22 protein-coding genes and 3 tRNA genes are annotated in these 20038 nt (G+C 57.9%); 2 read left to right on the forward strand and 23 right to left on the reverse strand.

Annotated elements, in window-relative coordinates:
• The first annotated feature begins 136 nt into the window (after positions 1–136).
• A tRNA-Met gene (locus CXP40_RS04780) sits at positions 137–213 on the forward strand.
• A 64-nt stretch (positions 214–277) separates the two neighbouring features.
• On the opposite strand, the gene CXP40_RS04785 is transcribed toward CXP40_RS04780, so the two are convergent.
• From CXP40_RS04785 to CXP40_RS04835, 12 genes are all read right to left on the reverse strand, one after another.
• Positions 278–715: a hypothetical protein gene (locus CXP40_RS04785; protein WP_106732840.1), complete on the reverse strand. Its 438-nt coding sequence runs from the start codon at positions 713–715 to the stop codon at positions 278–280.
• Positions 716–779: 64 nt separating this feature from the next.
• On the reverse strand, positions 780–1775 hold the full coding sequence (locus tag CXP40_RS04790) for a tyrosine-type recombinase/integrase (RefSeq protein WP_106732841.1): 996 nt from the start codon (positions 1773–1775) through the stop codon (positions 780–782).
• Positions 1772–3055, reverse strand: a complete 1284-nt coding sequence (locus CXP40_RS04795) for a hypothetical protein (RefSeq protein ID WP_106732842.1) — start codon at positions 3053–3055, stop codon at positions 1772–1774. The genes CXP40_RS04790 and CXP40_RS04795 overlap by 4 nt, the downstream gene beginning before the upstream one ends.
• 73 nt (positions 3056–3128) lie before the next feature.
• Positions 3129–4478, reverse strand: coding sequence for a secretin N-terminal domain-containing protein (locus tag CXP40_RS04800; RefSeq protein WP_256579239.1), 1350 nt, complete (start codon positions 4476–4478; stop codon positions 3129–3131).
• A gap of 6 nt (positions 4479–4484) precedes the next feature.
• Positions 4485–5588, reverse strand: coding sequence for a zonular occludens toxin domain-containing protein (locus tag CXP40_RS04805; RefSeq protein ID WP_106732843.1), 1104 nt, complete (start codon positions 5586–5588; stop codon positions 4485–4487).
• A 9-nt stretch (positions 5589–5597) separates the two neighbouring features.
• A complete protein-coding gene (locus tag CXP40_RS04810; RefSeq protein ID WP_106732844.1) occupies positions 5598–5969 on the reverse strand; it encodes a DUF5455 family protein in 372 nt (123 codons plus the stop codon).
• Positions 5969–7498, reverse strand: coding sequence for a hypothetical protein (locus CXP40_RS23615; protein WP_157831676.1), 1530 nt, complete (start codon positions 7496–7498; stop codon positions 5969–5971). The genes CXP40_RS04810 and CXP40_RS23615 overlap by 1 nt, the downstream gene beginning before the upstream one ends.
• Before the next feature lie 4 nt (positions 7499–7502).
• Positions 7503–7805 (reverse strand): hypothetical protein, encoded by a 303-nt coding sequence (locus CXP40_RS04820; protein WP_106732846.1) that lies wholly within the window; start codon positions 7803–7805, stop codon positions 7503–7505.
• A gap of 11 nt (positions 7806–7816) precedes the next feature.
• The gene (locus CXP40_RS23915) at positions 7817–7942 is read right to left on the reverse strand and encodes a hypothetical protein (RefSeq protein WP_256579240.1); all 126 of its coding nucleotides are present in this window, start codon (positions 7940–7942) and stop codon (positions 7817–7819) included.
• 340 nt (positions 7943–8282) lie between these two features.
• Positions 8283–8636 (reverse strand): hypothetical protein, encoded by a 354-nt coding sequence (locus tag CXP40_RS04830; RefSeq protein WP_106732847.1) that lies wholly within the window; start codon positions 8634–8636, stop codon positions 8283–8285.
• 453 nt (positions 8637–9089) lie between these two features.
• A complete protein-coding gene (locus tag CXP40_RS23620; protein WP_157831677.1) occupies positions 9090–9461 on the reverse strand; it encodes a DUF5447 family protein in 372 nt (123 codons plus the stop codon).
• Positions 9462–9475: 14 nt separating this feature from the next.
• The gene (locus CXP40_RS04835; RefSeq protein ID WP_176450372.1) at positions 9476–9748 is read right to left on the reverse strand and encodes a DNA-binding protein; all 273 of its coding nucleotides are present in this window, start codon (positions 9746–9748) and stop codon (positions 9476–9478) included.
• A gap of 434 nt (positions 9749–10182) precedes the next feature.
• Here CXP40_RS04835 and CXP40_RS23625 point away from each other — a divergent pair, with 434 nt between their 5' ends.
• Positions 10183–10752 carry a hypothetical protein gene (locus tag CXP40_RS23625; protein ID WP_157831678.1) on the forward strand — a complete coding sequence of 190 codons (570 nt, stop codon included), beginning with the start codon at positions 10183–10185 and terminating at the stop codon, positions 10750–10752.
• 44 nt (positions 10753–10796) lie between these two features.
• Here CXP40_RS23625 and CXP40_RS04845 read toward each other — a convergent pair whose 3' ends face one another.
• The 11 genes from CXP40_RS04845 to CXP40_RS04890 form a co-directional block, all read right to left on the reverse strand.
• On the reverse strand, positions 10797–11624 hold the full coding sequence (locus tag CXP40_RS04845; RefSeq protein WP_106732848.1) for a DUF3037 domain-containing protein: 828 nt from the start codon (positions 11622–11624) through the stop codon (positions 10797–10799).
• Positions 11624–12421 carry a HipA family kinase gene (locus CXP40_RS23630; protein ID WP_157831679.1) on the reverse strand — a complete coding sequence of 266 codons (798 nt, stop codon included), beginning with the start codon at positions 12419–12421 and terminating at the stop codon, positions 11624–11626. The genes CXP40_RS04845 and CXP40_RS23630 overlap by 1 nt, the downstream gene beginning before the upstream one ends.
• A gap of 326 nt (positions 12422–12747) precedes the next feature.
• A complete protein-coding gene (gene ychF, locus CXP40_RS04850; RefSeq protein WP_106732849.1) occupies positions 12748–13848 on the reverse strand; it encodes a redox-regulated ATPase YchF in 1101 nt (366 codons plus the stop codon).
• A 25-nt stretch (positions 13849–13873) separates the two neighbouring features.
• Positions 13874–14464 carry an aminoacyl-tRNA hydrolase gene (pth, locus tag CXP40_RS04855; RefSeq protein WP_106732850.1) on the reverse strand — a complete coding sequence of 197 codons (591 nt, stop codon included), beginning with the start codon at positions 14462–14464 and terminating at the stop codon, positions 13874–13876.
• Between the two features lie 60 nt (positions 14465–14524).
• Complete coding sequence (locus CXP40_RS04860; protein ID WP_099522359.1) at positions 14525–15139, reverse strand: 50S ribosomal protein L25/general stress protein Ctc; 615 nt, start codon at positions 15137–15139, stop codon at positions 14525–14527.
• 105 nt (positions 15140–15244) lie between these two features.
• Entirely contained in the window at positions 15245–16186 is a 942-nt protein-coding gene (locus tag CXP40_RS04865) for a ribose-phosphate pyrophosphokinase (protein WP_106732851.1), read from the reverse strand.
• A gap of 46 nt (positions 16187–16232) precedes the next feature.
• Positions 16233–16307, reverse strand: a tRNA-Gln gene (locus CXP40_RS04870).
• Positions 16308–16363: 56 nt separating this feature from the next.
• Positions 16364–16438, reverse strand: a tRNA-Gln gene (locus tag CXP40_RS04875).
• A gap of 26 nt (positions 16439–16464) precedes the next feature.
• Positions 16465–17340, reverse strand: a complete 876-nt coding sequence (ispE, locus tag CXP40_RS04880) for a 4-(cytidine 5'-diphospho)-2-C-methyl-D-erythritol kinase (protein ID WP_106732852.1) — start codon at positions 17338–17340, stop codon at positions 16465–16467.
• A 219-nt stretch (positions 17341–17559) separates the two neighbouring features.
• Positions 17560–18177 carry a lipoprotein insertase outer membrane protein LolB gene (gene lolB / locus CXP40_RS04885; RefSeq protein WP_106732853.1) on the reverse strand — a complete coding sequence of 206 codons (618 nt, stop codon included), beginning with the start codon at positions 18175–18177 and terminating at the stop codon, positions 17560–17562.
• On the reverse strand, positions 18174–19901 hold the full coding sequence (locus tag CXP40_RS04890) for a tetratricopeptide repeat protein (RefSeq protein ID WP_106732854.1): 1728 nt from the start codon (positions 19899–19901) through the stop codon (positions 18174–18176). Before CXP40_RS04890 ends, lolB begins: the two co-directional genes overlap by 4 nt.
• Positions 19902–20038 lie beyond the last annotated feature (137 nt).

The following is a 20038-nucleotide window of genomic DNA, read 5'->3' on the forward strand; positions in this document are numbered from 1 at the left end:
AGAGGTCAGCCGCAGGCTCAGAAACGAGCGATTCAGCGAGTCGCCACTCGCGAAGCCTAACCGCTTGATAAAACGTAAAATTATCGATGATCTGGGGTTGACAGCGATAGGCGAGACGCGGACAATGCGCGCCGTTGGCTACATAGCTCAGTTGGTTAGAGCGCAGCATTCATAATGCTGATGTCCCAGGTTCAAGTCCCGGTGTAGCCACCATATTTTTCAAAGGGTTAGCTTCGGCTAGCCCTTTGTCGTTTCTGGGGTAGTGACTACGAAGTGACTACACCCTGTCTACATCGCCTTCACGCGGCGCAATCTCAGCCTGAAGCTTTGTAAGCTGGAGCTTCGCAATCTCTAGCTGAATGCGGTTTGCCTCATCGATACGTGGCTGTACTTCTCGATGCCAGCGCCAGAAGCCAAACATCATCCCCCAGAACGCTATTCCCGATAGTAAGCCAAGTGCGCTCTTGTAAAACTTAAGATCCGATTTCTGAACCTCAAAAAGGGTCTGGAGTAGATCCCTTCGAGTCTGGTCACGAGGGGATAGCTCCTGTGAGTGCTTCAGCGCCTCCAGCTCTGGGTAGAGAAGAAGCACGCGATCATTGTGGGTTTGGTTGATGTAAAGGATTGCACCAATCGAGAAGATGAAGACAAACAGCGCGAATAACGCATAAAACTTATAGATGTTGTCTGTCGGGAGCGGGATCTTACTTTCCATGTAGGACTCTGATGGCTGGTTGGGGAGTACACACCTTAACCTGAGCCATACAGCTTTCAGAAGCTTAATGAGCATGAACGCTCACCCCGATTTGTGCCAAAGGCGAGAGCCTAAGCGCCGACTCCAGATGATCAGGCGACAGGTGTGCATAGCGCATGGTCATGGTGATGGTGGAGTGCCCGAGGATGCGTTGCAGGCCCAGGATGTCACCACCGCCCATCATGTAATGGCTGGCGAAGGTGTGCCGAAGGATGTGGGTCATCTGGCCAGGAGTGTGGAAGCCGCAACGCTGGTAAGCAGATCGGAATGCTGACCGGCAAGGCATGAACAGCCGACCATTCCCCGGCATCCCCACCTTTAACGCAATCTCTTCGACCTCTTTGGGGATCGGCACCGACCGGGACTGGCGGTTTTTGGTCCGGTGAAAGTGGGCCTTACCGCCGAATAGCGCACCCCGTGGCAGGGATTCCGCTTCATCCCATCGGGCACCTGTGGCCAAGCAGATCAACGCAACCGGATAGGTATGGTTGTTGGTCGAGCGCTTGCACTCTTCCAGCAGTTGTTCGACCTGTTGCAAGGTCAGAAACGTCAGCTCAGTCTGGTCGGTCTTGATCTGGCGAACCTTGGCCAACGGGTTGTTGCCGACCCAGGCACCCAGGCGGATCAGCTCGGAGAAGACCGCCGACAGGTAACGCTGTTCATGGTTGACGGTGTGCGGGCTGACGTCCTTGAGGCGTGTCTGGCGATAGCGTGCCCAGGCGAGTGCATCGAAGTTGGAGGCCATCGGATTGCCGAGGCGTTCGACCGTAGCCAGAGTGCGTGCAAGACGATGCTTGGCATCCTTGAGCGAGCAGCCGTGCAGGTCATGCCAGAGCGTCACCAGATCCGAAAGGCGATCATCGAGCGGCCGGCCGGTAGTGTTGAGGCTGACGAAGAACTCCGATTCATAGCGCTGGGCTGCGGCCTTGGTCTTGAAACCCTTCTTGCGAATGCGACGACCCGAGCGACCGTTTTCGTAGAAGTCAGCGGTCCAGGTGTTGCCGTCTTTCCTGGCCGTCATACAGCACGCCCCCAACGCACATGGCGTTCTTCCAGGATGCCTTTGATGTGCTTATACAGCCCGTCTTCATCCATGCCTTTGGCGGCATAGTGGTCGCGGATCACCGGCCAGCATTCCCAATCCTTGAGCCGGTGAAATGCTCGCCTAGCGCCCACTCGCTCCCGTGCCAGCAGGCTGACGAAGTTTCCCAGGAATAACTCGACGTTCTTGCCGGAGAAGCCCCGCGAGGTCTTGTATTGGCGCTTGTACTCGGTGTCATCGACCAGGGAATCCACCGGCAGATCCACACGCACATCGTCACGGATCAGTGTCCAAATCGGCTCAAAGTAGCCAGGGCGAGCCAGCAGCTTGAATTGGCGTAGGCCATAGCGCCATAGGCCGTCTAGGTGCGGAGCAAAGGCGGCGTAGCTGTTGGTTTCGATGGTTTCGCCGCTGTGCAGATCGAACGAGCCGGAAGCGAATTGCTGGATCACAGAGTGGTGGTAACGCAGCTCTACGCGCCACACGTCCTGTTCCGGGTTGTAGTTGTCTGGGTCGGCTTCGTCGAAGCTGTCGCGACGCTTCCAGACGTTTTCCCAGTAGTCGAGCTTGTCGATGGCTCTGGCCTGTTCGGTTTTGTTGTAGATACCGAGCTGGACGCCACCGGCAGAGCCGAACAGGTAGGACTGGCCTTTGCCGTAAGTGGCAGACTCAAGCGTCCACTGGATTTCCTTGATGCCGGAAATATCACGGGCAGAACGTGCGCGGCAGTGCATACGGGCGACCAGATCGGCGGGCGGTTGCCAGCCCTGGAAGTCTAGCGCGAGGTGGACGGCGCATTGGTTGCGTTCGACGTTGGTCAGGACGTGGCTGGCGTAGTAGTCGAGGCGTTCCTGCAGACGCTCAGGGCAGAACTGGTCGATAGCATGGGGTGACACTTCGATTTTCAGGTGTGGGCCGATGTTCTCGATTTTGGCGTTGAAGTTCTTCACCAGCAGGATGATGCCCAGGTCAGCATTCTGCAGCTTGTACTGATACCCGGAATCCTTGCTGACACGCCCCGAGTGCCAACGCTGGCCCGCGAAGTCAACGATGGTGCCGGGCTTCTCGAAGAGGCTCATGATTTCCGGGCGGATCAGGCCGCGATACAGCTGGCGGACGGTATCGACGCTACAGGCCAGGATTCGAACGTTGGATAGATCCACGAAACCACCCGCCCGAGGATCACAGAACAGACGACTTTTCGGGTTCTCTTTCCCGGTTTCGATATCAATGCGGTAGTAGTCCTTTGGTGCGCTCATTCTCTGTATCTCTCTGGTGTAACGTGGTTACTAAAATTGGTTTATCTGACGTGCTACAGGGACGTCAGCGCGCCTAGCGGTCGGCTAGGCGCGCGGTCCCACCGGCTGCGCCGAAGTGCCCGCGCGCCTGCTCGACCGCCTGCGGAACAAGCGGACTTACTGCATCAGGGACAGCTACCCCTCTGTCTTCGGTGTGTATGGCTGCGGTGAGCAGCACAACGAGGTTGGTTCCACGGGTGCGGACAGAGGTCGAGCGGAAGACGGGACCAATAAGCGGGATATCGGAGAGGAAGGGCACACGGGAGACGGATTCGTCCCGTTGCTCTGATCGGAGGCCACCCAGGAGCACGCCCCCGCCATCGGGCAGCTGAACCTTGGTGGTGATGCGGCGGGTGTTGGTGATGATGTCGGCAGCACTGCGATCATCAGAGACAGTCGAGGCGGATTGGTTGACGCTGAGTTCGATGGCCCCTGATGGCGTGATGAAGGGCGTTACATCGAGCGAGACGCCCACATCCTGGCGGACGATGGTCTGAAAGGGATCAGAGGCAGGCGTAGAGCCACTGGTGGTTTGCCCGGTAATGAACGGGACGTTCTGGCCGACGACGATGGAGGCAGCTTCCCGGTTGAGGGTGAGAAGCTGGGGCGTTGAGAGGATACGGTTGTTGCCGCTGACTTTCACCGCCTGCAGGAAGGCCGAGAGCGTTGGCCCGTTGAAGGTGAGGCTGAATCCCAGGTCGGATTTGTCGGAGCCGCGCAGGCTGATGCCACCCAGATCGGTTCGGTCATTCTTGGCACCGACATTGAGGCCGAGGGCTTCGAAGTCGTTGTCGGCCAGCTCAGCCACCACGGCGGTGATGACCACTTGGCGACGTGGCTTGTCGATTTCCCCGAGCAGGCTTGCGACGGTATCGAGCTGCTGTTGTGTGGCAGTGACGATGACGGCGTTTGAAGTGGGCGATGGGGTAGCCATCAGCGACGGCATACCGCTTTCGTTGCGTTCAGTTTGTGCCCGTAGCACGTCGAGGACGGATTGATAGGCGAAGTCGGCTTGCAGGTGCTGGAGCTGGAAGACACGAGTCTTTAGATCGAGCGGTTCGGGTATGGGCTGCGCGCTGATCAGCAGCGTATTGCCGCGTGCAGTGAGGTGAAAGCCAGCGGACGCGACGGCGTTGGCGATCAGCGCTTCAAGCTCAACGTTGCCGTCATAGGTGGCGAAGATGCTGATAGGAGCACTGCGAATATCCGAGCCGACGACTACGGATTTGTTGAGCATCTGCGACGACCACTCAACGAAGTCTTGCAGGGTGGCGTCATACAGCTCGATGCGTTCGGCTGATTTGGCCGGTGCGGTGAATACCAGGAAGAGCAGCAGGGGCAGCAGGAAGAACAAGGCAAAGGACTTATCCGAACGATCAGTCATGGCGGATCACCTGTAGAGGGAAATGTATTGATCACCGCGAACAAGCAGGGCTTCGCGGGGGCCTCGGTCTTTCACCACCACATCGCGAGCCATGAGGTCGTCCGAGCTGATGCGGTCGCCGTTGGGGTTGGTGAACACGTAGAAGGTCTGGCCGGCCAACAGGCCGTAGGTGGCGATGCGGTAGTCGCGGAAGTCATCCGCCAAGGTGTTTTCCGGCTGGATGGCGGTTGTGGGTGCGGTTTGCTGTTGGGCCTGCTGCACAGGCAGGCGGCTGTAGGCGATAGCGCCAAATACCGGAACGCTGATCACCAGGGCGAAAAAAGCGCCCAAGGCAAAAGCGTTGAGGACGCGAGTACGACGGAAGAAGATTTTGGTGGTGCGCATGAAGAACCCCGCGTTGCGCTGGGCTGATGGGAGCGGACGACGCCAGTACCCAGGCGGCAGCATGGAGTACGAGCCTTTGTCGTAGCCCTTGTCGTATTCCTGGGTGGTGTCGTAGTAGTCGTAGAACTCTTCGCCGCGGTAGAACCAGTCATCGACCTTGGGCGAGTTGAATTTGGCGCCGTACTTGACGATGGCCTGATGCATTTTCGGCAGGCGGCCTTTGAAGAAGCCGAGGGTGGCGATACGCAGCAGCGGACCAACGGGGAACGGTAGTTTTATGCGGTCCCAGCGGTTGATATAGACGACGTGTTCAGCGATGGATTCGCGGACTTGCTTGTCGATGACGTTGACGTTTTGGACGCACAACCAGAGGTCCCAACGGCGCTTGCGCAGGAACAGGAAGAACTTGAGCAGGTCGGAGCGGCCGCCTTGGTTCCAGTCGCGGGAGTTGAGCCATACGCCGGCTTCGTCGAGGAAGATCCCGCCAAACTGTTCTTCATCGTAGGTTTCGCAGCCCATGCCAAGGCCGATCAGGTCATCAGCGCCGGGCAGGTCAGGGAGACGGACAAGGCGCGAGTATTTGTTGTCGCGCTTACACAGCTTGCCCATTTTCACATCGATGTTGACGGCGACCCGACGACGCTTTTTGAGGTAGTCGAGAATGCGCATGACCAGCAGCAGGGTTTTGCCGGAACCGAGCTTGCCGGTGACGATATAGACGGCCATGGCAGGGACTCAGGTGTGCAGGAATTTTTCAGAAAGGCGGGTGACCCACATGAACACCAGCGATTTCAGGCGGGCGACGATAAGCAGCCCAAGGCAATAGCTAATGTTCGACGGCAGGAACATGCGGCCTATGTCGATCCACTCGGGTGCGGTCGCTCTGACGACTTCACTGATCAGCGTTTCCATGATGGTGGCAAAGGCAAAGATGGCGGCGGCAATGGCGGCGAGCACCAAAAAGAACAGGCCGACTTTACGCAGGAAGCTGGTGAAGAACTGGATGAAGGGACCGATCAGTGGACCGAGAAAGCCCAGGATGAATTTGGACAGGCCGCCGAACAGGTTGGGGAAGAACTTCTTGAAGAATCCGATTATCCAGTTCATCAGAAGCCACCCTTAGACGCCTTGGCGTCTTCCATGCGGAGGGTGGAATAAGCAATTTTCCAAAGGCCGATGGCTGTGACAACGTAGATGATCCACTCAAGCAGGGTCTTGAGTCGGGAGAGGTCGCAGACAGGCAGGATGATACGGCTGTTGTAGCTACCGAGATTGAAGGCATATGCCACATCGGCGCAGCCAGTGTGAGAAGGAAGCAGGTCTTTAGCGAAGTCGAGCAGGGAAGCTACCTGGGAGTTATCACCGAACCACTGATCACCGCCTACACGGTCAGCGATTTCATCAAGGCTGAGTTCATCGGCGACTAATTGCTCTTCCTGGGCATCGCCCATCTGGTCACCAAGCATGCCGGCCAGTTCATTACCCAGGTCAGAACCAGCGCCCTCTGTGCCATCGCCGTCACCATCGCCTGAGCCGTCGTATTCGTCGCCAAGCAAGCCTTCAGTCAGGCCTTCGATACCCTCAGCAATACCTTCAAGAATCCCTTTGATATCGCCCAGCAGGTCGTTGCCTTCGCCGATCTTGTCGCCGAGTTCGTCACCTAGCTTGCCAATGGCTTCATTGGTGGCGCCTTCGTCGGAGCCTTGAGGGCTACCGTTGGTGTCGCCCGGTGCTTTGGGGTCGTTGTTTTCGTTGCCATCGGCGTTGCCGCCGTTGTTGGGATGGTCAGGCGAGGTTTCATCAATCGGCTTAGTAGGGTCATTGGGGTTAACACAGGTCAACTTGCCGTTGAAGTAAGTGCAGTTTCTATGCGGCTTATCAGTCGGGTAGCAGCCATAGGTGCCGTTGTAATAGCCACAACCGGGCTCTTCCTGAAAGCAGCCTTCTTTGCCATTGACGGTGCCGCAGCCTTCTTCCTGGGGCTTGTGGCAGATGGTCAAGTCGCCATTGGTGACGCACTGTTCTTCAGCAGGCGGGACGTTGGGATCACGAGGAGGGGTGCAGGATTCTTCAGTACAGGAATCAGGGCCTTCGCCTGCAGGTTGGCCGGAGCCGTAGAAGTCGCCGGTACAGATGGCTTTGCCGCCGGTTAGGTCAGCAACGCACTTACGGTTAGGGCCGCCGGTATAAAGGCAGCCATCTTGCTGAATCTGGTCAGGGCAGATGTAAGTTTTGAGGCTTGCGTTGTAGGTGCATTCTTGAGCGGCGGTGATTTGCTGACCGGATGTAGAGGCGCAGTCTTTAGGCGTTTCACATCCGCCAGTTGTTGGGTTATAGACAGCCGGGGAGGTACAGCCAGAGCCCCTGCGGTTGATGGAGCCAAATCCCAGATAACCGCCGTCACTTATCCTGTAGGACCTGTAAGACCAGGATGCTTCAGACTGGTTATAAATCTCATGGCGAACTGTCGAGCTAGATGACTCTAGTGCGCTGAAAGCAGCCTGAGCGCTCGGATACCGAGGTGAAGTAGCACTACCTATCACCCAGTAATAATCCTCAGCAAACGCCAAATGCCCCCACCCCATAAGGGTGAGGGCCACCAGCAGGCGACCAAGGCCGCGAATCTTGGCCGCCATCGGTTTAGGCGCCCGCAGCGCTGAACAGGCGACCTGCCAGCTTGAACAGGGCAACGCCACCACGGATGACGCCGAACAGCACGGCACCGGCAGCCATCAGGGTGCCGAAGGCAGTGGCCAGATCGACGAAGACTTCGAGGATTTCAGGTGGAACGGTGATGGCCGCATTGGCCGCACCGGCAGTCATGCCAGCGGCGGCAACGGTGAAGGTGGCAGCCGCTTTGGCGCCCAGTGCTTTACCGACACTGGTATCGCCATGTGCAGCCTGTGCGCCACGAATGGCGACTTCTTTCTTGCTTTGGTACATGGTGAGTTTCCTCAGTTGGTTGATGCGTCAATGATTTCTTTCCAGCCAAGCCGGAAAGCACCCCAGGCGACGCCGAGCCCGAGAGAGCCGATGTAGAGCCCAGCGATAACGAGGTATTGCCCCCAGGTGAATGCCATTGCCCGTTACCTCTGGTGCCCGTGAATGAGGCCAAAGGCGGCCAGATAGACCATCCCTTGAATGAATTGCAGGGCCCACAGATCACCCAGGGTGACGTTGGCGAGGTAGCTTTCGAGCGATCCCATACCGGCACCTATTGCGTTGTGTCCGTGAGCGCTGCGCCGTCTTCTTCTTGCTCAGCCAGGGCCTTGCAGTCAGGGCAGACGGCGTAGTCGGGAGCCATGCCGAAGTCAGCCGCCCAGCCGCTAGAGTCAGCGGGCTGGCCGTAGACTTGGCCCATGTTGGCCAAGCACAGGTCACAGAGGACGCGGCCGTGAATCAGCATGGCGGTGGGCAGGGTTAGGCCTTGGGAGCTTCAGCCGACTTGGGCTGTTGCTGGCCGGGTTGGGCAGCAGGCTTGGCGGCCTGAGCGGGCTTGGCCGACTCGACGTGCAGGACGATGAACTTGCCTGCGTTCTTGGAGCCGCGTTCGATTTCCACGGTTACGCGGGCGGTTTCGAGCACGTCGAGGCCTTTGCAGGCGTTCCACACTTCTTCGCGGACGTCTTCGGAGACCTGCATCGAGAGCAGCGAAATACCCACGTCCTTTTCGCCGTCCGGTTCGTCGCCCAGGTACAGCTTGACCAGATCCACGTTGTCGAACTTCACGCGCTCAGCGCTGATGAATGCCAGTTCCATAGTGGTGCGTGCCATGTTGTGTTTCCTCGCTTGGTTGCGCGTTATTGCGCGGGTTTGCCTTTCAGCAGGCCGAGCGAGTCCACGCGGACAAAGTTTGAACTTTTGCCCGAGTGGGGTTCTCGACTTGCAGAGGTTTTCAGTTGCCGCTTGTGCAGCCTGTTAGTTCGTTAACACCAAGGGCCGCGCCCTTGTCATCCCGTTTCGCCACCGTCGCCCGCGACTGGCGGTGATTGCGCTGTTCGGTCTGGCAGACCGGGGTGGCCAGTCACGGACGCCGGAGGCGACTTCTTGGCGGCCTCTTTTCGATGCACATAACCGCAATACGCAATCATTAGGGGCAAGCAGAGAAAAGCCACGACACCCAAGATGCAGACAATCAGAGCGGAGAGGTGGAGAACCTGAAAGAGCAGCTTCCCAAGTGCTGCTAACAGGGCCTCTAGTGAAATGATCCATTCAGTGATCATGCAGTCACCCCACCAGCTCGAACGGTTCGCGCAGGGGCACGAAGGGCGTGGGTTTGCCGGTGTCGCTCACAACGTGCCAGTACTTCGGCGGACGGGGCGACGGCTTGTGTTTCTCGCAGTACAAGGCAGCTGTCACACAGTTCCGCCCATCGACCATGCGCCATTGAGCGGGGCGGCAGTCGGTGCATTGTGTGGACGGGGAGGCGGCGGGCTTCGGTGGTTGCCAGTTTCGGTTTAACCAGCAGACAGAGCAGTCGCAGTTCTCGGCGTGCGGGTGACGGCGAAAGGCGAACGTCTTGCCCTGCGGATTGCGGGCAAAGCAGCTCTGGCAGCCGCAATCCTTGTGGTGCGATAGCAGGTACTGGGAGGGATTCATGGGCGGGCACCTGATTAGTCATCGCTGTAATCCCCCGCGCAGAAAATCGTTTTGCCTCGGTCGAGGTCGCGGCGGATGCGGTGCAGGTTGATGACGCGGTGACGGCCGATTTTCACGGTCGGGACGGTGTGGCTTTCGATCCAGCCGCGCACCACGTCTTCGGTGATTTGCTCCATGCCCAGGAGCTGAGCCAGCACGTATTTCGTGCAGAACGGTGCGTCGCGGAGATCCGTTACGCGTTGGGCGTCTCCCGAAATCGAAAGCCCCACTACACCAGACTGTTCCATGCGAATGTCCTATAATTGCCTGACAGACCAACTAAGTAATATTTACTAGGTAGCCCCATTGTCGGGCGCTTTCCTACTAAGTACAAGCTACTAAGTAGAATTTTTAGGAATGATAAGAGATCGGCTTATAAGCCTTTTCGACAGTAAGCGGACGAGCGTCTGGTTTGAGAAGGAAACCGGCATCGACCGATACCGGTGGGGAAACATCCGTAGCGGGAAGGCACGACTGTCTGACGCCGAGATAGATGCCGTCGTGAAGGTATTTCCTCAGTATTCGTTATGGCTGGTCAGCGGCGAGATTGCGCCGGAGATAGGCCAGACCAGCCCCGAATTCGACGAAGCCAACCGAAACTTGGCCAATCCAAACGCGGGATAGCGATCACACAGGAAGTAGCTAGGCGCTGGTACGCCCGAAGAGATGCCAAGGAGGGGGAGTGAAGGTAGATATCCACGATCGGCCGCAAAGAAAGGTCAGCCATGCAAGGTGGCGACCGTATGCGGCAGCAATAGCCGTTTCAGCTTTGCTCTCAAGCGGGATGATCTACCTCTATTCAACAGGATGGGGAGTGACGATAGACCTTCAGAAATTGAAGGAAGCCTTCGTAGTGAATGGCAAGGCTGAGCCAAAAAGCTGGAGCGATGAGCCAGCAAGGGAGCAGCCTAAAGTTACCGCAACTCCAGAAACGTCAGTGCCACAAAGAACAAACGTACAGCCAAAGAGTGGAGAGTCTTCGGCGTATTACGTGCATCCGAAAGGAATGCCTCCAGTCGACTGGAGTTTTCAGGTGCAAATATTCAACAGTATTTTTATTCAGCACCCGGCATGCAATCCAAATGCTATGAGTTGGTCGCAGATGGAGTGTTCAAATTTTCGTGCTAGAGCAATGAAGCGCTTTAGTGTTGAGTGGAGTAATGGCGCGTTTTGGGACGGAAGTAAGGTTATTGCCAATGTTAGGGCAAGTAGAAGGGTGAATTCTGAGTTGGACTTTCATTTAGATAAATAAAGAATGACTGTAATGGGGGTTCATTACAGCCATTTCTTTTGGTTTTAATGAAAGTGAGGCATGTCTCTCATTGCGAGGCTTGAAATAAGATTGAAGTAGGATGTTTCTTCCTCTTTCGATTCAAGGTTAAAAACCTTGTCGCTGTAGTCGGAGGCAAGATTTAAATGGGGAATGATTTCTTTTTCTTTTATAGCTGTGGCTGAATAAATAAAGTAGCAAGCAGAGTCATCTCCAAGGAATTTCTTACCCTCCATAAAGGTCATGACTTTCATTGTTGCTTCTTTAAATTTCGAGTTGGTATCGTTTACATTAAAGTCTATGGCCTCAGTGATATGAAATCTTCCATTCTTTAGAAGGAAGTCAGCCGTAAATCCAGACTTATCATTGATTGGATAGTTATGAACGACCTTGTGCGTACTGAGCTCACCAATGTCTTTGGCAAGTAGGTTCATAGATTCAAAGCGGTGCTTAAGGATAGTGTGAATCCTTGATACGCGAGTCTGGCGTTCTTTTATTGAGTATGGCTTGACAAGGTCGCTAAATAATTTGAGGACTTTGGATTCGTATTGTTGTATATGGTCGATCATAAAGAATCCGCTGTCTGAAACATAAGCGGAGCCTTTGAATACTTGAAGAAGAGAGTGAAGGTCTTCTTTGTTGGAGCAATAGGACGAGATGCTCTTTAAGGAGTCTTTGAAAGACTCGATATCTTCTAGTGAGGATTCACCATCAATAAGTCTTAGCTTTGCGGCTGAAGACAATACTCTGATGTCAAGGCCGGTTTCAAGATAGATTACAAGGCCAAAGTTTACGACCTCTCCGCGCTTAGAATCCGGCATATATTTTAATATGGCATAATCGAACTTAAGCATTAGAGAACGCCTCTAATAGTTTCAATTCTGGTGAGCCAGATTTCTGAGCGCCACCAAGCTTTATATTCATTCTTCTTCGCCTTCGACATCCAATCGTTAGGAATGTTCGAAAGAATTTCTTCAATTTCTGAGCGATCAATGCCTTCTATATCGCTTAAACAGCTAAGAGCCTCATTACGGTCATAGTTTCCAGTTACTGAAATTGCAAGCTTTGAACGAGCAGTATTCTGCTGGAGATCCAAAGCGTGTAAGCCGTACGGGTCGGTTTCAAACCAAGCTCTACTAAAATCGAAAGCGAGGCCTATCAAGTTGTTATTAAAGCTTTCCCGCCAAATATAGTTACCAAAATGCCTGTCAACATTGTTGATGAAAATATCGAAAGCATATACACGGCTAAAGAATCGCTTTATTCCATTAACTTTAGGATTGCCTTGAAGCAACTGAAGAATTTGTGTCTGATCACTGAGCTTTCGTACACCGCCCTCCCATACTGAGCCAAAAGCAATCTCACCACCAGGAAGAGATACAAACTCATAAGGTGGTGTAGGGATCAAAAGGCGGCGAGCTAGCTCATAAGAGAAAGCTTCAGATGCTGGAACATGCCCGCGGCCATCCTTGGTTGTCTTGATGGCGTAATCTCTGCCATCACGGCCACTACCTATCATGCCGAGATCAGCAGAGCCCTGGTTATTAGGGTACGACGCTATTATTTCGATAGGAAATAAGCGTTTTTGATAGGCAATAGACGATGGAAGGATGATAGGAGAGGCCTCGCCACTCGGCTTTGTGTCAGTCATTCTGCATCCTTGAGTAGTCGTAACGTTAGCTTTGTGTGAGGCGAAACGGCTTGGGATCATACCCATTTGTAGTGGGTGATGCACTAGTGAGTCTAGAGGAACGAAAGGGGTTGTGACTACATCCCTCGACTTTTCTGGAAAGGACTGGTCTAGCCAGCGTAGGGGAGGGCTGGAAACCCCGATTTATGGGGCTTTCTGGCTCAGTAGGGCGGTTCGTAGCGGATTCATAATCCTCATCTCACGCCGCCCCAACCCAACAATTCCCTACCCCAAAAACAACAAAACCCCGCTTTCGCGGGGTTCTGCTTATGCACTGCTTACAACGATCAAACGTTAAAGCGGAAGTGCATCACGTCGCCGTCTTTGACGATGTAGTCCTTGCCTTCCAGGCGCCATTTTCCGGCTTCCTTGGCGCCGGCTTCGCCCTTGTACTGGATGAAGTCGTTGTAGGCGATGACTTCGGCGCGGATGAAGCCTTTTTCGAAGTCGGTGTGGATCGCTGCTGCCGACTGCGGGGCGGTGGCGCCGACCTTGACGGTCCAGGCGCGTACTTCCTTCACGCCTGCGGTGAAGTAGGTCTGCAGGTTGAGCAGCGAGTAACCGGCGCGGATCACGCGGTTCAGGCCCGGCTCTTCCATGCCCATGGTTTCGAGGAACATCTGCATTTCTTCGAGATCGTCCAGTTCGGCGATCTCGGCTTCGATCTTGTTGCACACCGGTACGACGATGGCGCCTTCTGCGTCGGCGATGGCTTGCACCACGTCGAGGTGCGGGTTGTTCTCGAAGCCGTCTTCGGCGACGTTGGCGATGTACATCACCGGCTTGGTGGTGAGCAGGTGGAAGGTCTTGGCCAGGCGCTTCTCGTCGTCACCCAGGTCTTTGAGCAGGCTGCGCGCCGGCTTGCCTTCGGTGAGGTGGGGGATGAGCTTTTCCAGCAGTGCCTTCTGCGCCACGGATTCCTTGTCGCCACCCTTGGCGGTACGAGCCACGCGCTGCAGTTGCTTCTCGCAGCTGTCGAGGTCGGCCATGATCAGTTCGAGGTCGATGATCTCGATGTCACGCTTGGGGTCGACGCTGTTGGCGACGTGGATGACGTTCTCGTCTTCGAAGCAGCGCACCACGTGGGCGATGGCGTCGGTCTCGCGGATGTTGGCGAGGAACTTGTTGCCCAGGCCTTCACCTTTCGACGCGCCCGCTACCAGGCCGGCGATGTCGACGAATTCCATGGTGGTGGGGATGACCTTCTCGGGCTTGACGATCTCGGCCAGGGCATCCAGGCGCGGGTCGGGCATGGGCACGATGCCGCTGTTCGGCTCGATGGTGCAGAAGGGGAAGTTTTCTGCGGCGATGCCGGACTTGGTGAGGGCGTTGAACAGGGTGGACTTGCCGACGTTGGGCAGGCCGACGATGCCGCAGTTGAATCCCATGATGTGTCCCTCGGGGGAAAGGTGGTTACTTGGTGGCCTTCTGGCTATGCAGTTTGCGCATGGCCACGGTCCAGTCGCCGGCGAGTATTTCCGGCAGGACGTCCAAGGCGAAGTCGATGCTCTTGTCGAGCAATTCCTGTTCGCTGCGTGGGGCGCGTCCGAGCACGTAGCCGGATACCAGGCTGGCGTGCCCTGGGTGGCCAATGCCGAGCCGCAGGCGATGGAAGTTATTCTGGTTACCGAGCTGGGCGATGATGTCGCGCAGGCCGTTGTGCCCGCCGTGGCCGCCGCCCTGTTTGAGCTTGGCGACGCCGGGTGGCATGTCGAGTTCGTCGTGAGCCACCAGGATCTCTTCAGGCTTGAGCTTGAAGAAATTGGCCAAGGCCGCCACGGACTGGCCGCTGCGGTTCATGTAGGTGGTGGGGATGAGCAGACGAACTTCGCGCCCCTGATGGACGAACTTGCCCACCAGGCCGAAATATTTGCGATCTACGGAGAGGTTGGCGCGCTGGCTGGCTGCCACGCGCTCAACGAAAAGGGCCCCTGCATTGTGCCGGGTCTGGTCGTATTCGGGGCCGGGGTTACCCAGGCCAACGATCAGTTGTACGGCAGTCATACAGGAGCCCTTTCGTGAACATGGCCCGGCGTGATCGCATGCCGGGCCAGCTACTGACGATTACTCGGCAGCGCCTTCGCCGGCAGCTTCTTCACGAACGCGCGGCAGGTGGATGCTGGCTACCGGCAGGTCACTGCCGTGGGCCAGAGCAACCAGCTCAACGCCTTTCGGCAGCTTGATGTCGGACAGGTGAACGGTCTGGTCAACAGCGACGGCAGCCATGTCGACTTCGATGAATTCCGGCAGGTCTTTCGGCAGGCAGGAAACTTCGACTTCGTTCAGGGCGTGCAGAACTTCGCCGCCGCCTTGCTTGACGCCAACGGAGCTGGCTTCGTTGATGAAGTGCAGCGGTACGTGGGCGGTCAGTTTCTGGCCGGCAACGACGCGAACGAAGTCAGCGTGCAGAACGAAGCCTTTGGCCGGGTGGCGCTGCAGGGCTTTGATCAGTACGTTTTCTTTGGTGCCGGCAACGTCCAGGCTCAGGACGTGGCTGAAGGCAGCTTCGTTTTCCAGCAGCTTGGCCAGGTCTTTGGCCAGCAGGCTGATGGATTGCGGGGCTTTGTCGCCACCGTAGATCACGGCAGGCACCATGGACACGTTACGACGCAGGCGGCGGCTCGCACCTTTCCCCAGGTCGGAACGCACTTCGGCATTCAGGGCAAATTCAACAGTCATTTCACTTCTCCAAAATAACCAAACCGCCTTATGGCTTGCGACCAGCCTCGGGCGGTAGGGCAAAAAGCCCCGCACGAGGCGGGGCGCTTAACGTCAGCGGGTTCCTTAGCGGAACATCGCGCTGATCGATTCTTCATTGCTGATGCGGCGAACCGCTTCGGCGACGACCGGGGCGATGTCGAGCTGGCGAATACGCGAGCAAGACTGCGCTGCAGCGGACAGCGGGATGGTGTTGGTGACCACCAGCTCGTCCAGCGACGAATTTTCAATGTTCTCGATGGCGCGGCCGGACAGCACCGGGTGGGTGCAGTAGGCGTAGACCTTGGCGGCACCGCGCTCTTTCAGCGCTTTGGCGGCGTGGCACAGGGTACCGGCGGTGTCGACCATGTCGTCGACGAGGATGCAGGTACGGCCTTCGACATCACCGATGATGTGCATCACTTCGGACTGGTTGGCTTTCTCACGACGCTTGTCGATGATCGCCAGATCGACGCCCAGGCTCTTGGCCACGGCGCGGGCACGAACGACGCCGCCGATATCGGGGGAGACGATCATCAGGTTGTCGAAGCGCTGGTCTTCGATGTCGTCGACCAGGACCGGGGAGCCGTAGATGTTGTCCACCGGAATGTCGAAGAAGCCCTGGATCTGGTCAGCGTGCAGGTCGACGGTCAGCACGCGGTCGATACCGACCACGGTGAGCATGTCGGCCACTACCTTGGCGCTGATCGCCACACGTGCAGAACGCGGGCGGCGATCCTGACGGGCGTAGCCGAAGTAGGGAATGACTGCGGTGATGCGAGTCGCCGAGGAACGGCGGAAGGCATCAGCCATCACGACCAGTTCCATCAGGTTATCGTTGGTGGGTGCACAGGTCGGCTGAATCAGGAAGACGTCCTTACCGCGGACGTTTTCGTTGATTTCGATCATGATTTCGCCGTCGGAGAACTTACCGACCGACGCATCGCCGAGGGGAATGTGCAGCTGACGAACGATCCGTCGCGCCAGATCGGGGTTTGCGTTCCCCGTGAAGACCATCATCTTGGACACGCGCAGTACCTGCCGGCTGGGGGTATACCTGGATGGGTATGGAAAATGGCAGGGGCGGCTGGATTCGAACCAACGCATGCCAGGATCAAAACCTGGTGCCTTACCGCTTGGCGACGCCCCTATATTCAGTATCGAATGCTGCTTGACTCGGTTTGCGATGCCTCCCGGAGGAGGTTATGGCAGGGGCGGCTGGATTCGAACCAACGCATGCCAGGATCAAAACCTGGTGCCTTACCGCTTGGCGACGCCCCTGTATCGTATAACCGAATGCTGAGCATTCACTTCTTGGCCAATGCTTGGAGCCTGCGGTGCAGCATCGAAATGTTGCGACCTTGAGCGACAAAACTCGGCAGAGTGCCTGGAAGTTGGCGGGCGACTTTATCAGCATCGTCCCTATTTGGGAAGCTCCCAAATATGCAAGCTCCAGTGCCGGTCAATCTAGCCTGAACAAATTTGTTCAACAAGATCAAAGCGTTACGAACTTCAGGGTAACGCTTCTCTACGACCGGCTGGCAGTCGTTTCGACCACCCCCCGCAAGAAGGCTGCGAACTTTAATGGGCGGCGTATCCCGTGTCAACTCGGGCGAGCCGAAAACTTCTGCTGTGCTTACAAAGACTTGCGGTGCGGCGACGAGGAACCAGGGTTCCTCCAGTTCGACGGGCGTCAGGCGCTCGCCAACACCCTCGGCAAAGGCCGCACGACCGCGCACGAATACCGGCACATCGGCGCCCAGGGCCAGACCCAGTTCGGCCAGGCGATCTTCGCCCAATTGGGTGTTCCACAGATAGTCGAGGCCGAGCAGGGTGGTGGCAGCGTCCGAACTGCCGCCGCCGATGCCGCCGCCCATGGGCAGGCGTTTGTCCAACCAGATATCGGCGCCCAGCGCGGTGCCTGACGCTTCCTGCAAACGCCTGGCGGCGCGCACGATCAGGTTGCTGTCATGTGGCACGCCGTCGATAGGCGTATGCAGGCGGATTTCGCCATCCTGGCGGACGCTGAAGCCAAGCTCGTCGCCGTGGTCGAGAAACTGAAACAGGGTCTGCAGCTCGTGATAGCCGTCGGCGCGACGGCCGAGGATATGCAGCATCAGGTTGAGCTTGGCGGGGGCGGGCAGGATCAGTTCGGCGTGGGCGGGGATGGCGGTGTTGGTCATGGGGTGCGCTGAAGAGTCGTGTTAGGGGCTTGTCTCCCCTCTCCCGCTTGCGGGAGAGGGGCGGGGGAGAGGGGCGGCAAATCACCCTCTCCCCGGCCCTCTCCCATAAATGGGAGAGGGAGTGGTCCGCCGCGTGGCCTATCCACGCGGCTGCGTGCTATGGGAGGCGCTGGGCAAGCTGTCGCGGCTGAAGCCCCTCCCACAGGTTGTGCCGCTGGCTTATTGGCCGAGCTGACGCGGCTGCCAGTCCTTGATCACCAGGGTCACTTCCAGGTTTTGGCCGTAGAGCTTCAGGCGCTCCGGCAGGGCGTAGCCGTTCTGCTCGGTGTAGCGTTGGTATTCGACCTTCCAGCCGTCCTGCTCCAGCTGCGCCAGGTGGCTTTCGCCATCGAGGGTGATGCGGCTGCGGCTTTCCGGGGCGGGCAGGCCGCGAATCCACCAGAGCAGGTTGGACACCGGCAGGTCCAGGCGCAGTTGTTCGCGCAGCAGGTCTTCCGGCGATTCGGCGCGGTAGCGGCCACGGTTGGACACTTCCAGCAGGATGTCACCCGGGCGGCCAGTCAGGCGGGCGGCACCGCCACCGAGTGGACCGGACAGGCGAATGTCGTAGTAATCCTGGCGCTGCAGCCAGAACAGTGTGGCACTGCCGGAGTCTTGCGGGGCGCGAATGCCGATCTTGCCGTTGATTTGCCAGCCATCGAGCTGGGTGATCTGCTGCTTGTGAGCCTTCCATTTGGCCGGGTCGCCCTGGCCTTCCAGCGCTTCGCGCGAGGTAAGGCCGGCGCAACCGGCAAGCAGGGCGATAAGGCTGAATACGAGTAGGTGACGAAGCATCAAAGAGTCTCGGAACCGGTCAGGCGCAACAGCGTGTCACGCAGAATGGGGCTGTCTGGCGCATCGGCGAAGGCGTCGCGCCAGACGCGTTTGGCTTCGCGCTGTTTGCCCTGGGCCCAGAGCACTTCGCCCAGGTGCGCGGCGACTTCGTGGTCGGGGAATTTCTCCAGGGCCTGGCGCAGCAGGCGCTCGGCCTCGTCGAGGTTGCCCAGGCGGTAGTTGACCCAGCCAAGGCTGTCGAGAATCGCCGGGTCGTCCGGGTTGAGCTGGTGCGCTTTCTCGATCAGCTCGCGCGCTTCTTCATAACGCGTGGTGCGGTCGGCCAGGGTGTAGCCGAGGGCATTGAGTGCCATGGCGTGTTCCGGCTCGCGCTGGATGATGTAGCGCAGGTCGGTTTCCAGCTGGGCCAGGTCATCGCGCTTTTCCGCGAGCATGGCGCGGGTGTAGAGCAGGTTGAGGTCGTTGGGATACTGCTCCAGGCCCTCGTTGATCACTTTCCAGGCCGGCTCGACCTGGCGGCGATTGCTCAGACCTTCGGCTTCGATCAGGTACAGCTGGATGGCGTAATCGGGCTGCGCGTCGCGTGCCTGGGCCAGGCGCGTGCTGGCTTCGTCGATGCGCTGTTGGGCGAACAGCAGTTCGGCCTGGCGTTGCTGGGCCGGCAGATAGTCGTTGCTCGGACCGACCAGGGCGTATTCCTGCAGGGCACTGTCGTTGTCGTTCAGTGCCTCATAAGCGCGGCCAAGGTTGTAGTGCGCAGCATCGACATGGCTGCGGCGCTCGACCAGCTCTTCCAGATAGACGATGGCCTCTTCCCAGGCTTCGGCTTCCAGGCACACCAGGGCCAGGGAGAAACGCAGGTCGTCGTCGTTGGGGTTTTCCTGCACCAGCTTGGAGAATTCGCCCTTGGCGTCGTCGAGGCGATCCTGCTCGACCAGCAGACGCGCGTAGGTCAGGCGCAGGCGTTTGTCTTCGGGGTTGTTGCGGATGCCTTTCTGCAGCAGTGGCATGGCCTCTTTGCCGCGGCCGAGGCTCTGCAGCAGGCGAGCGCGCAGCAGGATCGGCGACACCTCGTTGGTGCTCGCAGCGCTGTCTTCGAGCAGTTCCAGGGCCTCTTCGGCACGGCCGTCCTGTTGCAGCAGGATGGCCTTGCCGAAGAGCAGCTGGCTGTTGTCCGGGTTCTTGCTGAGCAGGCGGTCGAAACCTTGCAGCAGCCCGGCGCGGGTGTCCGGGTCGGTTTCCGCGGCGGACAGGGCGAGGAAATCGAAGTGGGTGTCGCCCTGGCGCTGCAGCACCTGCTCCATAAAGGTCATGGATTCGTCGTAACGGCCGGCGCGGGCCAACTGCACGGCGGCGGCGCGTTGCGCATCGATGTTGCTCGGCGCGTTACGGGCCCAGATCAGTGCGCTATCGAGCGCGGGCTGTTCAGCGCCGAGGTACTCCGCAATGCGGAAGGCGCGTTCGGCAACGCCGGCATCGCCAGTGGCGTTGGCCTGCTGTACATAGTTACCGAGGGCAATATCGAAGCGATTGCGCTGCCCGGCTAGCTCCGCAGTGAGCAGGGCGAACAGGGTTTCCTGGCTGAACGAGCTGTATTCGCTCGGCTCCAGCTGGGTGGTCTGGTCGGCTTCCTGTACCGGCGGCGTACCGTCCGGCTCGCTGGGGGCGAAGGTTTGGCAGCCGCTGAGGAAGGCGAATGCAGTGAGCAACGCGAGGGGTCTGTTCATAGTGCCTTGTCGTGCGTTATTCCGGGGCGGGGGCCGTGCTGGCGCGTGCCCTGCGACGTTCGCGGCATCATGACACAAGCCTTGGAGCAAGCCCACTGGCCAGGACGATGCGGCGAACTGTCTATTGGGACAATAGG

Source organism: Pseudomonas sp. YY-1 (assembly GCF_002843095.1).
Lineage (GTDB): Bacteria > Pseudomonadota > Gammaproteobacteria > Pseudomonadales > Pseudomonadaceae > Aquipseudomonas > Aquipseudomonas sediminis_A.

Excerpts from the sequence above, each read along its gene's own strand:
- pth (WP_106732850.1), bottom strand. The coding sequence starts at position 14,464 with ATGACTGCCGTACAACTGATCGTTGGCCTGGGTAACCCCGGCCCCGAA.
- CXP40_RS04890 (WP_106732854.1), bottom strand. The coding sequence starts at position 19,901 with ATGAACAGACCCCTCGCGTTGCTCACTGCATTCGCCTTCCTCAGCGGC.
- CXP40_RS04860 (WP_099522359.1), bottom strand. The coding sequence starts at position 15,139 with ATGACTGTTGAATTTGCCCTGAATGCCGAAGTGCGTTCCGACCTGGGG.
- ispE (WP_106732852.1), bottom strand. The coding sequence starts at position 17,340 with ATGACCAACACCGCCATCCCCGCCCACGCCGAACTGATCCTGCCCGCC.
- CXP40_RS04790 (WP_106732841.1), bottom strand. The coding sequence starts at position 1,775 with ATGACGGCCAGGAAAGACGGCAACACCTGGACCGCTGACTTCTACGAA.
- CXP40_RS04830 (WP_106732847.1), bottom strand. The coding sequence starts at position 8,636 with ATGGCACGCACCACTATGGAACTGGCATTCATCAGCGCTGAGCGCGTG.
- CXP40_RS04820 (WP_106732846.1), bottom strand. The coding sequence starts at position 7,805 with ATGTACCAAAGCAAGAAAGAAGTCGCCATTCGTGGCGCACAGGCTGCA.
- CXP40_RS04835 (WP_176450372.1), bottom strand. The coding sequence starts at position 9,748 with ATGGAACAGTCTGGTGTAGTGGGGCTTTCGATTTCGGGAGACGCCCAA.
- CXP40_RS23915 (WP_256579240.1), bottom strand. The coding sequence starts at position 7,942 with ATGGCATTCACCTGGGGGCAATACCTCGTTATCGCTGGGCTCTACATC.
- CXP40_RS04845 (WP_106732848.1), bottom strand. The coding sequence starts at position 11,624 with ATGCTTAAGTTCGATTATGCCATATTAAAATATATGCCGGATTCTAAG.
- ychF (WP_106732849.1), bottom strand. The coding sequence starts at position 13,848 with ATGGGATTCAACTGCGGCATCGTCGGCCTGCCCAACGTCGGCAAGTCC.
- CXP40_RS23620 (WP_157831677.1), bottom strand. The coding sequence starts at position 9,461 with ATGAATCCCTCCCAGTACCTGCTATCGCACCACAAGGATTGCGGCTGC.
- CXP40_RS04810 (WP_106732844.1), bottom strand. The coding sequence starts at position 5,969 with ATGAACTGGATAATCGGATTCTTCAAGAAGTTCTTCCCCAACCTGTTC.
- CXP40_RS23615 (WP_157831676.1), bottom strand. The coding sequence starts at position 7,498 with ATGGCGGCCAAGATTCGCGGCCTTGGTCGCCTGCTGGTGGCCCTCACC.
- CXP40_RS23630 (WP_157831679.1), bottom strand. The coding sequence starts at position 12,421 with ATGACTGACACAAAGCCGAGTGGCGAGGCCTCTCCTATCATCCTTCCA.
- CXP40_RS04800 (WP_256579239.1), bottom strand. The coding sequence starts at position 4,478 with ATGACTGATCGTTCGGATAAGTCCTTTGCCTTGTTCTTCCTGCTGCCC.
- CXP40_RS04785 (WP_106732840.1), bottom strand. The coding sequence starts at position 715 with ATGGAAAGTAAGATCCCGCTCCCGACAGACAACATCTATAAGTTTTAT.
- CXP40_RS04795 (WP_106732842.1), bottom strand. The coding sequence starts at position 3,055 with ATGAGCGCACCAAAGGACTACTACCGCATTGATATCGAAACCGGGAAA.
- CXP40_RS04805 (WP_106732843.1), bottom strand. The coding sequence starts at position 5,588 with ATGGCCGTCTATATCGTCACCGGCAAGCTCGGTTCCGGCAAAACCCTG.